The sequence below is a fragment of the Chelativorans sp. M5D2P16 genome (assembly GCF_034427935.1).
GTDB lineage: Bacteria > Pseudomonadota > Alphaproteobacteria > Rhizobiales > Rhizobiaceae > Chelativorans.
This window is the reverse complement of the sequence record NZ_JAXQNM010000023.1, coordinates 198,531-212,067: the sequence shown is the minus strand read 5'-3', so window position 1 is coordinate 212,067 and position 13,537 is coordinate 198,531. Positions and strand designations below refer to the sequence as shown.

The 13,537-nt window shown below is 63.8% G+C and carries 15 protein-coding genes and 1 pseudogene; 8 read left to right on the top strand and 8 right to left on the bottom strand.

What is annotated here, in order from left to right; all coding sequences use genetic code 11:
- Positions 1-64 precede the first annotated feature (64 nt).
- Positions 65-819 (top strand): IS5 family transposase gene (locus SIN08_RS11070; protein ID WP_322450512.1). Its coding sequence is split into 2 segments (ribosomal slippage): positions 65-398 and positions 398-819, totalling 756 coding nucleotides; the frame shifts between segments, so codons are not numbered across the junction.
- Positions 820-835: 16 nt separating this feature from the next.
- Here the strand turns inward: SIN08_RS11070 and SIN08_RS11065 are convergent.
- On the bottom strand, positions 836-1,930 hold the full coding sequence (locus SIN08_RS11065; protein WP_322451635.1) for a site-specific integrase: 1,095 nt from the start codon (positions 1,928-1,930) through the stop codon (positions 836-838).
- Between the two features lie 118 nt (positions 1,931-2,048).
- Here SIN08_RS11065 and dusA point away from each other — a divergent pair, with 118 nt between their 5' ends.
- The gene (gene dusA / locus SIN08_RS11060; RefSeq protein WP_322451634.1) at positions 2,049-3,056 is read left to right on the top strand and encodes a tRNA dihydrouridine(20/20a) synthase DusA; all 1,008 of its coding nucleotides are present in this window, start codon (positions 2,049-2,051) and stop codon (positions 3,054-3,056) included.
- A 164-nt stretch (positions 3,057-3,220) separates the two neighbouring features.
- Positions 3,221-4,657 (top strand): nucleobase:cation symporter-2 family protein, encoded by a 1,437-nt coding sequence (locus tag SIN08_RS11055; RefSeq protein WP_322451633.1) that lies wholly within the window; start codon positions 3,221-3,223, stop codon positions 4,655-4,657.
- Here the strand turns inward: SIN08_RS11055 and SIN08_RS11050 are convergent.
- Positions 4,604-4,882: a hypothetical protein gene (locus SIN08_RS11050; RefSeq protein WP_322451632.1), complete on the bottom strand. Its 279-nt coding sequence runs from the start codon at positions 4,880-4,882 to the stop codon at positions 4,604-4,606. The genes SIN08_RS11055 and SIN08_RS11050 overlap by 54 nt on opposite strands.
- Positions 4,883-4,884: 2 nt before the next feature.
- A complete protein-coding gene (locus tag SIN08_RS11045; protein WP_322451631.1) occupies positions 4,885-5,121 on the bottom strand; it encodes a DUF1289 domain-containing protein in 237 nt (78 codons plus the stop codon).
- A 123-nt stretch (positions 5,122-5,244) separates the two neighbouring features.
- Between SIN08_RS11045 and SIN08_RS11040 the strand changes: the two genes are divergently transcribed.
- Positions 5,245-6,207: a nicotinate-nucleotide--dimethylbenzimidazole phosphoribosyltransferase gene (locus SIN08_RS11040; RefSeq protein ID WP_322451630.1), complete on the top strand. Its 963-nt coding sequence runs from the start codon at positions 5,245-5,247 to the stop codon at positions 6,205-6,207.
- Positions 6,208-6,247: 40 nt separating this feature from the next.
- Here the strand turns inward: SIN08_RS11040 and SIN08_RS11035 are convergent, their stop codons facing one another.
- On the bottom strand, positions 6,248-7,774 hold the full coding sequence (locus SIN08_RS11035; RefSeq protein WP_322451629.1) for a HAMP domain-containing sensor histidine kinase: 1,527 nt from the start codon (positions 7,772-7,774) through the stop codon (positions 6,248-6,250).
- Between the two features lie 130 nt (positions 7,775-7,904).
- Here SIN08_RS11035 and SIN08_RS11030 point away from each other — a divergent pair, with 130 nt between their 5' ends.
- The 4 genes from SIN08_RS11030 to SIN08_RS11015 all read left to right on the top strand — a co-directional run bounded on the left by SIN08_RS11030 (position 7,905) and on the right by SIN08_RS11015 (position 10,381).
- Entirely contained in the window at positions 7,905-8,477 is a 573-nt protein-coding gene (locus SIN08_RS11030) for a thermonuclease family protein (protein ID WP_322451628.1), read from the top strand.
- Entirely contained in the window at positions 8,464-9,075 is a 612-nt protein-coding gene (locus SIN08_RS11025; RefSeq protein ID WP_322451627.1) for a glutathione S-transferase, read from the top strand. Before SIN08_RS11030 ends, SIN08_RS11025 begins: the two co-directional genes overlap by 14 nt.
- Positions 9,076-9,168: 93 nt before the next feature.
- Positions 9,169-9,801: a uracil-DNA glycosylase family protein gene (locus SIN08_RS11020; RefSeq protein ID WP_322451626.1), complete on the top strand. Its 633-nt coding sequence runs from the start codon at positions 9,169-9,171 to the stop codon at positions 9,799-9,801.
- 88 nt (positions 9,802-9,889) lie between these two features.
- A complete protein-coding gene (locus SIN08_RS11015; protein ID WP_322451624.1) occupies positions 9,890-10,381 on the top strand; it encodes an Lrp/AsnC family transcriptional regulator in 492 nt (163 codons plus the stop codon).
- 54 nt (positions 10,382-10,435) lie between these two features.
- On the opposite strand, the gene SIN08_RS11010 is transcribed toward SIN08_RS11015, so the two are convergent.
- The 4 genes and pseudogenes from SIN08_RS11010 to SIN08_RS10995 form a co-directional block, all read right to left on the bottom strand.
- On the bottom strand, positions 10,436-10,870 hold the full coding sequence (locus SIN08_RS11010; RefSeq protein WP_322451623.1) for a GNAT family N-acetyltransferase: 435 nt from the start codon (positions 10,868-10,870) through the stop codon (positions 10,436-10,438).
- Between the two features lie 137 nt (positions 10,871-11,007).
- Positions 11,008-11,886 (bottom strand): annotated as a pseudogene (locus tag SIN08_RS11005) (NAD(P)-dependent oxidoreductase); the annotation flags it as partial.
- A gap of 28 nt (positions 11,887-11,914) precedes the next feature.
- Positions 11,915-12,775, bottom strand: a complete 861-nt coding sequence (locus tag SIN08_RS11000; RefSeq protein ID WP_322451622.1) for an ABC transporter permease — start codon at positions 12,773-12,775, stop codon at positions 11,915-11,917.
- Entirely contained in the window at positions 12,772-13,482 is a 711-nt protein-coding gene (locus SIN08_RS10995) for an ABC transporter permease subunit (RefSeq protein ID WP_322451621.1), read from the bottom strand. The genes SIN08_RS11000 and SIN08_RS10995 overlap by 4 nt, the downstream gene beginning before the upstream one ends.
- Positions 13,483-13,537: the final 55 nt, after the last annotated feature.

Here is a 13,537-nt window from a genome sequence, read left to right as displayed (position 1 = left end):
CTAGGCTCAGGACCTATTAATTTGATGTGAGATGTGATTCACGGTCTCTGATAAGGAGGCCCTGATGAGTGATTTGTTTTTGCTGAGCGAACGGCAGATGGCGCGGATATCGCCGTACTTCCCGTTGTCGCATGGCGTTCCGCGGGTGGTCGACCGGCGTGTGGTGAGCGGCATTGTCTACGTGATCAAGAACGGCCTGCAGTGGAAGGATGCGCCCAAGGCGTATGGCCCACACAAGACGCTCTACAACCGCTTCATCCGCTGGAGCCGGCTCGGCGTGTTCGACAGGATCTTCGCAGCGCTGGCCGGCCAAGGGCCACAACCTGAGCGCATCATGATCGACGCCACCCATCTGAAGGCCCACCGCACGGCGGCGAGCCTGCTTAAAAAGGGGATGTTCCCCGTCGTATCGGGCGCACAAAAGGCGGGCTGAACTCCAAGCTGCATGCCATTTGTGATGCACAAGGCCGTCCGCTTATCCTGCTTCTGAGCGAAGGCCAGATGAGTGATCACAAGGGCGCCAGGCTCATGGTCGACGTCTTGCCGCCCGCTGCCAGCCTCATTGGCGACAAGGGCTACGACAGCAACTGGTTTCGCCAAACCCTCGCCGACAGGGGCATCGAGCCCTGCATTCCGCCGACCAAGAGCCGCAAGCAGCCGCTCGACTACGACAAGGCGCTCTACCGCCAGCGCCACAGAATTGAGAACATGTTCGGCAAGCGCAAGGACTGGCGGCGCATCGCCACGCGCTACGACCGATGCGCCCACACCTTCTTTTCGGCAATCTGCATCGCCGCAACGATCATCTTCTGGCTTTGATCAATGAGTCCTGAGCCTAATCCTCCGCGAGCATTCGGAAGAACTCCTCCTCGGAAGCCTGCTTGGACGTCTGCAACTGATGCAGATCCTCGGGTTTGAGGTTGGTGTACCGGCGAAGCATTTTCCAATCCCGATGCCCGGTTACCAGCGCGACGCGTTCAATCGACAGGCCTGCCTCGAATAGCCTGCTAGTGGCTTCATGGCGCAGGTCGTGAAAGCGCAGGTCTTCAATGCCGAGTTCCTTTCTTCCTCGTCGAAACGCCGTGCCCACCGATTTGTGGTGATAGGGAAAACAGCGGCCTTTCCCACCGGTTAGCACCTTTTGTTCAAGAAGAAGGTGCCATGCATCAAAGCCTGCAAGGTTAAGGAGGGGTACCTTTTGATGGTTGCCATCCTTCCGCCTCGGATCCTTTCGGTCCCGGACAACGACAATCCGCTTCTTCAGATCGACGTCATCCCACTCAATCTTGCAGATTTCTTCCTGGCGCATAGCTGTGGCGATCGCAAAGCGGACGATCCGACCCATCGGAATGATCGCGTTGGTCTTATTATCGAAGTAATCGAGCAGCGCATCGATCTCGTCTTCGGTAGGGCGCCGATCTCGCTCGAATGATCGGCCGACGAGGCCAAGCCGGGTGAGGGCGGCGCGGGCGAGGCGGACGCTTTCGGTGTCGACCGAAATGCCGTGAATTGCCGCCGCGTGCGTGAGCACCGTTCGAAGGTATGAAAGATCCACGGCGAGCGTTACGGGTCCGGCACCTTGTTTGGCGCGCTGTTGCCCATATTTGATGACTGCTGCACGATCGAGACGCTTGATCCGGATTGTACCCAGCTCACGCTTGAGCGCATCCATTACCGCCTGCTTGGATCGGCGAAGGTGCCGCCCAACTTCGTGTAAGTCAGAAACATGAAGATCGATGAGGTCGCCGACCGTCTTTGGATCGCGTATACGCTGATGGGTCGGGTCGCCGCCTAGATCGATCAGACGTTCAGTTTCGACAGCCCATTCGTTGGCGAGCGATTTGAGCCTAAAGGTTTGTGATGCGTACTTGCCCTTCCGACGGACCTGAACACGCCAGCTTCCTTCCTTGGTGCGAACGATGGTTGCCATGGCCCGTGCAGTCCTTTCAATCCGTGCGATTTCCGTGCACAGAGAGATCAAACGAGGTACAAACCCGTGCAGTTTGGTCCAATTTGGTGCACGGTGTTCATGATCTGATCTGGTTGAAATGTATCATAAATCATTGAAAAACCAAGAGAAAATATTCGCCGTCGCGCCCATGATGGATTGGACGAACCGCCATTGCAGGTTCTTCCACCGTCAACTTACCCGCCACGCGCTGCTTTACACGGAGATGGTGGTGGCGGATGCGGTGATCCACGGCGACCGGGAGCGGCTGCTGGGATTTGACGAGATCGAGCATCCCGTCGCCCTGCAGATCGGCGGCAGTGAGCCCCGGAAGGTCGCCGAGGCCGCGCGCATCGGGGCGGCGTGCGGTTATGACGAGATCAATCTGAATGTCGGTTGTCCTTCCGACCGCGTGCAGTCGGGCACATTCGGCGCTTGCCTGATGAAGGCGCCGGAGCTGGTCGGCGACTGCGTGGCGGCGATGAAGGCGGCCGCGGCAGTGCCGGTGACCGTCAAGTGCCGCATCGGCGTCGACGATCAGGACACCGAAGAAGCCCTCGACCGGTTGGCCGAGTGCGTTTTCTCAGCCGGTGCCGACGCACTCTGGGTGCATGCGCGCAAAGCGTGGCTGCAGGGGCTGAGTCCGCGCGAAAACCGTGAGGTTCCGCCGCTCGACTATGCGCCCGTATACCATCTAAAGAAGAAATACTACCATAATTTCATAGGGATAAACGGTGGAATTCAATCGATAGATGAAGCCATTCATCATCTGGGGCATGTGAATGGCGCCATGGTCGGGCGTGCCGCCTATCATGCGCCTATGATGCTGGCGGAGGTCGATGGCCGCCTGTTCGGTGCGGCAGGCGGAAAGCCCGATCCTTCTGCGGTCATCGAGACCATGGCGGATTACGCCGAGCGCCACATTGCCGCCGGCGGCCGGCTGTCCCATGTCACCCGGCACATGGTCGGCCTTTTCCACGGTCAGCCGGGCGCCCGCCGTTTCCGCCAGATACTTTCAACCAGGGCCACCCGTCCTGATGCGGGGGCGCAGATCTTGCGGGAGGCCTTCTCCGCCGTCGCCGAAGACTTGCGCGGCGAAGCGGCTTGACGCAAAGCGCTTTGCGGCGCAGGCAAGCACTACCTTCACCTGAGATGCGGCGGTGACGGTTCCCGCGGGAGGCGAAATCTGTGGGTCCTTCAAAAAATTCTCGATAGTTCCCCGCCGCCGGATGACCGATGATCGGGCAATTCCGGTTTCGGAGGGGAGGAGACATGAAACAGGTTGGATGGTCCGACATCCTTGTAGGACGTCTCGATAAGGCGCAGCTTAGAAATCCCGACTATATGCCGCCGTTGTCGACCGCGGTGCCGCTGGGGATACAGCATGTGCTGGCGATGTTCGTTTCCAATGTGACGCCGGCGATCATCATAGCGGGCGCTGCCGGTTTCGGCTTCGGTTCACAGTCCCCGGATTTCGAAAACCTCGTCTACATGATCCAGATGGCGATTCTGTTCGCCGGCATCGGGACCCTGTTCCAGACCATCGGCATGGGACCGGTGGGCGGCAGGCTGCCGATCGTCCTGGGGACGAGCTTCGCCTTCCTTCCCGTGATGATCCCCGCCGTCGCCGGGCAGGGTGTATCCGCCATGGCGGCCCTCATGGGCGGTGTTTTCATCGGCGGCCTCTTCCACTTCTCGCTGGGCAGTATCGTGAAAAGGATGCGGTTTGCCCTTCCGCCGCTGGTGACGGGCCTCATTGTCCTGATGATCGGGCTCGCCCTTGTCCGGGTCGGCATCCAGTACTCCGCCGGCGGCGTGCCGCTGATCGGCACGGAGGAGTACGGCGCACTCCGCTACTGGAGCGTGGCAATTGTCGTGGTGCTGGTGACGCTCCTGCTGAAGTTCTTTGCCCGGGGCCTGTGGTCGATCGCGGCCGTCCTCCTGGGGCTCGTCGTCGGTTACTGTGTGGCTCTCTTCATGGGCATGGTCGACTTCGGCAATGTCGCCGATGCCGGCTGGCTGGCATTGCCGTCGCCCTTCAAATGGGGCTTCGAGTTCTCCATGCCCATCGTCATCGGCATGTGCTTCATGAGCATCATCTCGGCGATCGAGACGGTCGGCGACGTCTCCGGGATCACCAAGGGTGGGGCCGGGCGCGAGGCGACCGACCGGGAGATCTCCGGCGCCACCTATGCCGATGGTCTGGCAACGGCCGTCGGCGGTGTCTTCGGCAGCCTGCCGAACACCTCCTTCAGCCAGAATGTCGGCCTCGTTTCCATGACCGGTGTCATGAGCCGCCATGTCGTGACCTGCGGCGCGCTCTTTCTGATTTTGTGCGGCCTGATCCCGAAGGTGGGTGCCGTCATCGCGACCGTGCCCATCGCCGTGCTCGGCGGCGGCGTGATCATCATGTTCGGCATGGTGGCCGCGGCCGGCGTGAAGATCCTTTCGGCGGTTGAATGGAACCGGAGAAACATGGTGATCTTCGCCGTGTCCCTCTCGGTGGGCCTCGGCCTGCAACTCGAGCCGGACGCGCTGCAGCATCTGCCCGAGACGGCGCAGATCCTGCTGACATCCGGCCTCCTGCCGTCCGCCTTCCTGGCGATCTCGCTCAATCTCCTCCTGCCGGAGGAAGCGGGAGAGGACGTGCGCGCCTCACAGACCGAAGAACGCGGCGAGATCCAGCCTGTAGGCGTACGCGACGCTTAAGACGAGGATAAGCAGCGCCCAGAAGGCGAGATCGCGCAGCATCGTACCGCGGCGATGGTAGCGGCCGGCGATGCCGAGGATGAGAACGGCGCCCCAGAGCCCGAGATAGAGCGTGGCGGCAAAGGCGCTGTTCTCCAGCCCGAAGACCCGTCCGTTCTCGTGATTGGCGATCAGCAGCGCAAGTCCGACGCCGAGGATGGCCATCGCAATCCAGAAGACAGGCATGATCAGTCCTCGCGTTCACGCTTGAGCCGCTCGAGCCTGCGTCTGCGGGTCTCGCGTCGCGGCTTGCGAACGATCTTTGACAGGCGGTCCGGCAACACCGCCATCACCGTTTGCCGGCGATCGGGTCCCATCGTCATCCACGCGGCGATCTCCTCGCGCGTGCGCCCGCAGCCGAAGCAGTAGCCGGTCTTTTCGTCGATCGAGCAGACGAGAATGCAGGGCGTTTCGACGGTGGTCATGGGTTCCTCCCTGCCGACCCAGATGGGACGAAAGAACAGCCGGCGCAACCCCGTGTCCCAACGCGGCGTTGCCATACGGCACACCGGACGATATGCCACCGGCATCACAACGAGACGGATGCGATGACGACCACCGGCCTGCCTTTCGACGACATCCGCGCGCTCGTCCGCGGCCTGCCTACCCTGAACGGGGACGCCGCCTCACGGGTGCACGAGACCATGGCCGGTCTGCATCTTGGCCGGATGGAAGACCTGGCGGCCTGGTTTGCCGCCGTCACGGGCCGTACACCGCCGCGGGTGCTGAGGCCGGTCGTGGCATTGTTCGCCGCCACCCACACCGTCTCCCGTCATTTGGGGAGCGCGGATCCTGTGAGGGAAGCGCAGGCCCGGGTGGAAGAGATCGCCGCGGGAGCGGCTCCGGTCAGCCAGCTGTGCGCGGCAAACGATCTCGGCCTTAACGTCTTCGACCTGGCGCTCGATCTTCCCGTCGGCGACGTTACCGAAACGGCGGCCCTCGAAGAACGCGCCTGTGCCGCCACGATCGCCTTCGGCATGGAGGCGGTGGCCGGCGGCGCGGACCTGCTTTGCCTCGGGGCGGCCGGCCCGGCGGCCGATTTTTCCGCCATGGCGGTTCTGAGCGCGCTGACGGGTGAAAAAGCGGAGGTGTGGAGCGAGACGGCGCCCGAGAAGCGGGCGCTTCTGGCCAAGGCGCTCGACCTTCATTGCGGCCGCCTCGGCGATCCGCTGGAAACGCTACGCCGGCTCGGCGGGCGCGAGATCGCCGCGCTCGGCGGTGCCATTGTGGCGGCACGCACGCAGAAGGTGGCCGTCCTCCTCGACGGTCTCGCGGCGACGGCCGCCGCGGCTGTCCTCCACGCGCTCGATCGGGAGGCGCTCGCCCATTGCCGGCTGGCCGGTGCGGAAAACCCGGTGCAGCGAGAAATCGCACTCGACATGGGCCTCCCTCCGTTGCTCGATCTCGGGATAGGGGGGCAGAGCGGCGTGACTTCCGCGCTCGCCGCCGGGATCCTCAGATCGGCGGGCGAGATATCGTCGGGTATGGCGCAGGCGCGGTCTTCCGGCTGAAGGCTTTCCAGCGTCGGTGAGGTGGGCTCCGGCTGAATGCCTAGCCGGCTTTTCTGAGCGCTTCAGCCGACTGCGCGGGACGGGCCGGCGCTTCTTCCAGGACACGGGAAGGCGGGAAGGCGACGATCGCCTCCGTACCCTCGCGCAGCTTCGAGCGCAGGTCGAACCGGGCGTCGTGGAGCTTGGCCAGGCCCTGCACGATGGGCAGGCCGAGCCCCGTGCCCTGCTCGGCGCTTTTGATCGCGATGGACCCCTGGCCGAAGGCGGCAAGCACGATCGGTATTTCGTCTTCGGCGATGCCGGGACCGTTGTCCTTGACCGCGATGTACTGCCCGCCGCCGGCGGTCCAGCCGACGCGCACGCGGATCTCGCCCCCCGAAGGGGTGAACTTGATCGCGTTGGAAAGCAGGTTGAGCACGATCTGGCGCACCGCGCGATGATCGGCGAGGAGGCGGGGCAGGACGGGCTCGGCCTGCTGGAAGAGATGGATGTCCTTGGTGCGCACCTTGAGTTCCATCATGCGACAGCATTCCTGCACGACATCGGCAAGTGCCAGCGGCTCCTCGTTCATCTGATAACGGCCCGACTCGATGCGCGAGAGGTCGAGGATCTCGTTAATGAGGTCGAGCAGGTGGCGGCCCGATTCGTGCACATCCCTGGCGTAGTCGCGATAGGTCTCGTTGCGGATCGGCCCCAGGACCTCCTTGGCCATGACCTCCGAAAAGCCGAGGATGGCGTTGAGCGGCGTGCGCAATTCGTGACTCATGGAGGCGAGGAAGCGCGACTTGGCGAGGTTGGCCTCCTCGGCGCGCCGGCGCGCCTCGTCCGAGAGGGCCTTGGCCGTCTCCAGCTCGGCGACCAGCGCATCCTTCTCGCTGCGGAAGGACAGAAGCATGACTGCCGCATGGTAGCGGTGACGGGCGAGATGGGCGAGGAACGCCAGCGACAGGAGGAGGAGAACCGCGATGATCGGCTCGACCGCAAGCTGCGGCTTGAAGTGGAACGCCGCATAGAGGGTGACGGGCAGGGTGAAGGAAGCGACCAGCGCGCCGCGAAGCGATGAGGTCAAGATGGCGGTCGCGGCAAGGGCCGCCAGGAGCACGGTCGCGACCAGCACGGGCATGTTGCTCACAGCGCAATCGGTGCAGTCGACCAAAACCAGGTAGGTCCAGCCGACGCCGCTCAGGAAATGAAGCGCCAGGAACGCCAGCCGAGGCGGATGGTCGCTCGCCCTGCGCATCGGTTTCGCCGCCACATGCCGGGCAAAAAGGTAGAGCCCGCCATAGCCGGCTGCCGTCAGCAGCGCCCAGCTCGCCGTCTCGCGCGCGAGGCCGAGCATGGCACCACCGCCGCTGATGAGGATGACGACGAGCAGGATCGCCGGCATGGCGCTGATGATCGTCCGGCTGTGGAGCTTGAGCATTTCACGGTCGTAGTTCGGATTGCCCGAGTTCTGCGACAGGCGTTCGCGCGTGCGGCGAACCGCCTGCACCACCTCGCTGTTGCGATGCGGCTTTCTGCGGTCGATAATGAACTTGTCCGCCGTGTAGGTCCGCTCCAGCGCCATGGGCAGCCTGACTCCCGCCGTTTTCACGTCGAAAATAGCCGCGAATGATTAAGAGTCCCTTCAACCGATGAGTGTCCGGACGCCACGCTACAAGCGGCCCGGGAGGGGACCGGGACGGAGGTGGCGCCTGGTGGACGGCGTGATCGCCGCCGCCTTGCTGACCGTTGTCGCGCTGGTCGCCGCGCAGTTCGACCGCAAGGCGATGCGCGCCCTTTCCGGTCCTGTCAGGATTGCAGACGGGGATAGCCTGGTAATTGAAGGCGAGCGCATCCGTCTGCACGGCATCGATGCCCCGGAGCTTGGCCAGACCTGCAGGCGTGATGAAGCCGCCTATGATTGCGGGAGTCGTGCTCGCCAGGAATTGGTTTGGCTGGCGGAAAGACGAGACGTCACCTGCCAGGGAGCGGAGCGCGACCGCTACGGCAGGCTGCTCGCCCGCTGCAAGGCGGATGAGCAGGATCTCGGACTGACAATGGTGGAATCAGGTTGGGCGATCGCCTACGGTGACTATTTTGAAGCGGAGGCGGCAGCGCGGCGCGCGCGCCGGGGTCTGTGGGCCGGCACGTTCGAGCAGCCGGCGCAGTGGCGTGCCGCGCGGGAAGAGCGTGAAGACCCGGTCCAGCGGCTCGTCGCCCGGCTTTTGGATTTTCTGTGGCATTTGCTGCCGGGAGAAAACGGAGGCGAGGCGAATGAAACTCTATGACGGCGGGCGGGCGCCCAACCCGCGCCGGGTGCGGATCTTTCTGGCGGAGAAGGGCCTGGAGGTGCCACTGGTTCCGGTGAACATGGGAGCGGAAGAGCATCGCAGCCCTGAGATCGAGCGGCTCAACCCGCTGCAGCGCCTTCCCATCCTCGAACTGGACGACGGCACGGTCCTGACCGAGTCGATCGCGATCTGTCGTTATTTCGAGGCGCTTCACCCGGAGCCCGCCTTGTTCGGGTCCGGTGTTCTTGGACAGGCGCAGGTCGAGATGTGGCAAAGACGCGTCGAACTCGGTCTCTTTATGCCCGTCGCCGCCGCGTTTCGCCATCTGCATCCGGCCATGAAGGGCTGGGAAGTGCCGCAGGTTCCCGAATGGGGCGAGGCCAACAAGCCAAAGGCGCGGGATTTCCTGCGTTTTCTGGATCGGGAACTGGCGGACCGGCCGTTCGTTTGCGGCGGCGATTACACGATCGCCGACATCACCGCTCTCGTGGCCGTGCAGTTCATGAAACCGGCGCGCATTGAAATGCCGGAAGGTCTCGACCATTTGAGGCGGTGGCTGGACGACGTGGCGGCGCGAGCGAGCGCGAGCGCATAGGCAATTCCGGGAAATGGAGACCGATTTCCGCCGGAGTAAGATCAACCGCGGAACGGCTTAGCCGCCTGAGAAGAATCTGACATTTCGACTTTCATGAACGACCGGCTCGAAACGCTTTTGCGGGACATTCGCGCGTGCAGGTTGTGCCTGGACCAACCTCGCGGCAAGCCGCTGCCGCACGCGCCGCGCCCGGTGGTGGTCGCCTCGCGCGCCGCGCGCATCCTGATCGCGGGCCAGGCGCCGGGGACGCGCGTTCACGCTTCGGGGCTGCCCTTCGACGACCGCTCCGGCGACCGCCTGCGCGCGTGGATGGGGGTCGATCGGGCGCAGTTCTACGACCCCGAACGTTTTTCCATCGTGCCCATGGGCTTCTGCTTTCCCGGCTATGACGAGAAGGGCAGCGACCTGCCGCCGCGGCGCGAGTGCGCACCGGCCTGGCGGGCGCGGCTCATGGCCGAGATGCCGCAGATCGACCTCGTCCTGACGATCGGGCAATACGCGCAAGCCTGGCATCTGGGGGATTTGCGCCGCAGGACCGTGACCGAGACAGTGCGCGACTGGCGGGCGATCCTGGAGGCGTCGCGCCATCCGCGCGTCCTGCCGCTGCCGCACCCCTCCTGGCGCAACACCGCATGGCTGAAGAAGAACCCGTGGTTCGAACAGGAACTGCTGCCGGTGCTCAAGGAAGAGGTGCATATCCGGATTCAGGGGAAATCCGCAGGTTGAGCCCGACTTCACGTTGTATTGAGAATGTTTTTCTTGAAATGGGCCTTCATACGCGTCAGAAAGCAAAAAAATTCCCTCGGAGAGAGTCATGGATCGTCTCGACCGCAAGATTCTGCGCCTGCTTCAGGAAAACGCCACCCTTGCCGTGGCGGATATCGCAAAGAAGGTCGGGCTTTCGACGACGCCGTGCTGGCGGCGCATTCAGAAGCTCGAGGAGGAGGGCGTCATCCGGCGCCGGGTGGCGATCCTCGACCCTGCGAAGGTGAACGCCCGGGTCACCGTGTTCGTCTCGATCCGCACCAACGCGCACAGCCATGAATGGCTGAAGCGCTTCTCCGAGGTCATCAAGGAATTCCCGGAGGTGGTCGAGTTCTACCGCATGAGCGGCGACGTGGATTATCTCCTGCGTGTCGTCGTGCCGGACATCGCCGCCTACGACGCGTTCTACAAGAAGCTGATTTCGAAGATCGAAATCCGCGACGTGTCCTCCGCCTTCGCCATGGAGCAGATCAAATACACCACCGAGCTGCCGCTCGACTACCTGGTGGTGGACAAGGAAGCGGCCAACGCGGCCGCTTAAGGCGCGGGGACTGCGTCGGATCGGCCGGGGCGCCGGTGAAGGGGCGCGCTTCTTCTAATCGGCCCTCGATAGCCGCATGACGTGGCGCCGCGACCCCGCCATTCCGACCTCGCGGAAGCCGCGCGCCGAATACATGCTGCAAAATCCCATGAAACGGTAGCTCGGCGAGTCCGGGTCGACGGGATAGGCCTCCACGATTTGAGCGCCCTCGGCGAAGGCGTGCTCCACCGCGGCATCGAGCAGGGCAGAGGCGATGCCCGCCCGGCGGTATCGCCTGCGCACGAAGAAGCAGACGACCGACCAGACGTCCCGCTCGTCATCGTCTTGTCGAGGCGAAAGCTTGCGCAGGCTGTCGCGCGGGGCGATCGAGCACCAGCCGACCGGCGACCCGTCGGCAGAGGCGAGCAGGCCGACGGGCGTGCCGGCGCGGATGGTCGAGAGCATCTCCCGTTTCCTGTCGGCGTTCTTCGCCGATTGGCGGTCGCGCATGGGCCGCCACGCCATGCACCAGCAATATTTTGGCGCGCCCGGGGATTCGAACAACGCCTTTAAATCAGCCAGATTGCCGGTGGTTACCGGCGCGAAAGAAAGCGTGGCCGGCATGCCGCACGTCCCCGACCTGGTCCCTATTTTTCCAGCCGGGCAAGCAGCGAGGAGGTATCCCAGCGCCTGCCACCCATCTCCTGGATCTCCTTATAGAACTGGTCGACGAGGGCCGTGACCGGCAGCTTTGCACCGTTTCCGTTCGCCTCTTCCAGGCAGATGCCGAGGTCCTTGCGCATCCAGTCGACGGCGAAGCCGAAGTCGTACTCGCCGGCATTCATCGTCTTGTGGCGGTTTTCCATCTGCCAGGAGCCGGCCGCTCCCTTGGAGATCACCTCGATGACCCTCTCGATGTCGAGACCGGCCTTCTTGCCGAAATGGATGCCTTCGGCGAGGCCCTGCACGAGACCGGCGATGCAGATCTGGTTGATCATCTTCGTGAGCTGGCCCGCACCCGCCGGGCCCATCAGTCCCACCATGCGGGCATAGGATTCGATCACCGGCTTGGCCTTGTCGAAGGTTGCCTCCTCACCGCCGCACATGACGGTGAGCACGCCGTTTTCGGCGCCTGCCTGGCCGCCGGATACGGGCGCGTCGATGAAGCCGAAGCCGCGCTCTTCCGCCTCCGCCGCCAGTTCGCGTGCGACCTTGGCGGAGGCCGTGGTGTTGTCGATGAAGACCGCCCCGGCCTTCATCGCTTCGAAGGCACCGGTTTCGCCGGTGGTGACGGAGCGCAGGTCATCGTCATTGCCCACGCAGGTGAAAACGAAATCCTTGTCGCGCGCAGCCTCTGCCGGGGTGGCCGCGCTCGCTCCACCATGCTCGGAAACCCATTTCTCCGCCTTCGCCGCCGTGCGGTTGTAGACGGTGACGTCGTGTCCGCCACGGTCCTTCAGGTGCGCGGCCATGGGATAGCCCATCACCCCAAGTCCGATGAATGCAACCTTGGCCATTCGGGTCGATCCTCCGCGTTTCTTCTCCGTTCAGGGTTTATCGGCGTAGATGGCGTGTCAAGCGCCGCTCGATACGCTCGATGACGATCCTCAGCATCTCCACCATGCTGAGATAGATGAGGGCGGCCCAGATGTAGGTCTGGAAGTCGAAAGTCCGCGAATAGGCGCGCCTTGTCTCACCCATCAGGTCGTAGACGGTGATGATGGCGACGATGGCCGAGCCCTTGATCATCAGGATGATCTCGTTGCCGTAGGGCCGCAGGGCGATCATCAGCGCCTGGGGCAGGATGATCTTATAGATCGTCTGCAGCCGCGACAGCCCCAGCGCAGAGGCAGCTTCCCACTGGCCGCGCCCGATGCTCTCGAAGGCCCCACGCAGGATCTCTGCCTGATAGGCCGCCGTATTGAGCGTGAAGGCGAAAAGCGCGCAGTACCAGGCCTCGCGGAAGAAGCCCCACAGCCCGATAGCCTGCAATTCCGGCCGGAAGGAGCCCAGGCCGTAATAAACGAGGAAAGTCTGGGCGAGGAGCGGCGTGCCGCGGAAGAAATAGACATAGCCGTAGGCGAACGCCGCCGTGACCCGGTTCTTCGAGCGGCGGCCGAGCGCCACCGGGATCGAAAGCACCGCGCCCGCCAGAACCGAGATGGCGACGAGCTGGACCGTGATCCACAGGCCGGACAGATAGCGCGGTGCGTAGCGGGCGAAGAGCTCGGGATTCCAGGAAGCCAGAAGGAAGATCACCGTGCCGATACCGACGAGCGCCCACACGCCAAGGAGGGCGATGCCCGCCACGCGGGCCCGGGTCAGGCCTCTTGCCGGCGGGGGAGGCGGCAGCACCCCGGCTCCGCCGCGCGCCGGCAGGGCCGGAGTGTCGATCACGGGAGGAGGCTCGCTCATCGCACGGCACCGCCGGCGGAAACCCGCCGTTCCACGGCGGAAAGCACAATCGAAGACATGAGCGCCAGGGCGAGGTAGAGCAGGCAAGCCGTTCCGTAAAAGAGAAAGGACTCTCCCGTGGTGCGGGCGGCGACACCAGTCTGCCGCAGGATGTCGGAAAGGCCGATGACGGAGACGAGCGCCGTCTCCTTCAGGAGGATCAGCCAGAGATTGGAAAGGCCGGGCAGGGCGACCCGGATGAGCTGCGGCAGGATCACGAGCCGCATGGTGCGCCGGCGCGACAGGCCGAGCGCATAGGCGCCCTCATACTGCCCGTTCGGAACGGCGCTGAAGGCCGCCACGAAGACTTCGCTGGCATAGGCGGAGAAAACCGCGCCGAGGGCCACCATGCCCGCCGCGAAAGCATTGATCTCTAAATATGTCTCGCCGCCCGCCGCCTGAACGACCTGCTGAATTGCGATTTGTGCGCCGTAATAGACCAGGAACAGCGTCAGAAGCTCGGGCAGGCCACGAAAAATCGTGGTGAAGATGTTGGCCGACAGGCGCAATGTCGGTTCGGCGGAGCGCTTTCCCAGCGCTATGACGAAACCCAGCACAAGGCCGAGCGGCAGGGTTGCCAGCGCAAGGCTTACCGTCACCGCAACGCCGGAAGCGATGTCGTCTCCCCAGCCTTCGGGGCCAAAACTGAGTAGGGTGGTATAGTCCACGACCTGAACCTGCGTCCGGACTGCGGCTCAACGGAGAATTGTCAAAGGCCGGAAA

Excerpts from the sequence above, each read along its gene's own strand:
- SIN08_RS11015 (WP_322451624.1), top strand. The coding sequence starts at position 9,890 with ATGGATCGTCTCGACCGCAAGATTCTGCGCCTGCTTCAGGAAAACGCC.
- SIN08_RS11010 (WP_322451623.1), bottom strand. The coding sequence starts at position 10,870 with ATGCGCGACCGCCAATCGGCGAAGAACGCCGACAGGAAACGGGAGATG.
- SIN08_RS11000 (WP_322451622.1), bottom strand. The coding sequence starts at position 12,775 with ATGAGCGAGCCTCCTCCCGTGATCGACACTCCGGCCCTGCCGGCGCGC.
- SIN08_RS11045 (WP_322451631.1), bottom strand. The coding sequence starts at position 5,121 with ATGACCACCGTCGAAACGCCCTGCATTCTCGTCTGCTCGATCGACGAA.
- dusA (WP_322451634.1), top strand. The coding sequence starts at position 2,049 with ATGTATCATAAATCATTGAAAAACCAAGAGAAAATATTCGCCGTCGCG.
- SIN08_RS11020 (WP_322451626.1), top strand. The coding sequence starts at position 9,169 with ATGAACGACCGGCTCGAAACGCTTTTGCGGGACATTCGCGCGTGCAGG.
- SIN08_RS11055 (WP_322451633.1), top strand. The coding sequence starts at position 3,221 with ATGAAACAGGTTGGATGGTCCGACATCCTTGTAGGACGTCTCGATAAG.
- SIN08_RS11025 (WP_322451627.1), top strand. The coding sequence starts at position 8,464 with ATGAAACTCTATGACGGCGGGCGGGCGCCCAACCCGCGCCGGGTGCGG.
- SIN08_RS11040 (WP_322451630.1), top strand. The coding sequence starts at position 5,245 with ATGACGACCACCGGCCTGCCTTTCGACGACATCCGCGCGCTCGTCCGC.
- SIN08_RS11065 (WP_322451635.1), bottom strand. The coding sequence starts at position 1,930 with ATGGCAACCATCGTTCGCACCAAGGAAGGAAGCTGGCGTGTTCAGGTC.
- SIN08_RS11035 (WP_322451629.1), bottom strand. The coding sequence starts at position 7,774 with ATGGCGCTGGAGCGGACCTACACGGCGGACAAGTTCATTATCGACCGC.
- SIN08_RS11050 (WP_322451632.1), bottom strand. The coding sequence starts at position 4,882 with ATGCCTGTCTTCTGGATTGCGATGGCCATCCTCGGCGTCGGACTTGCG.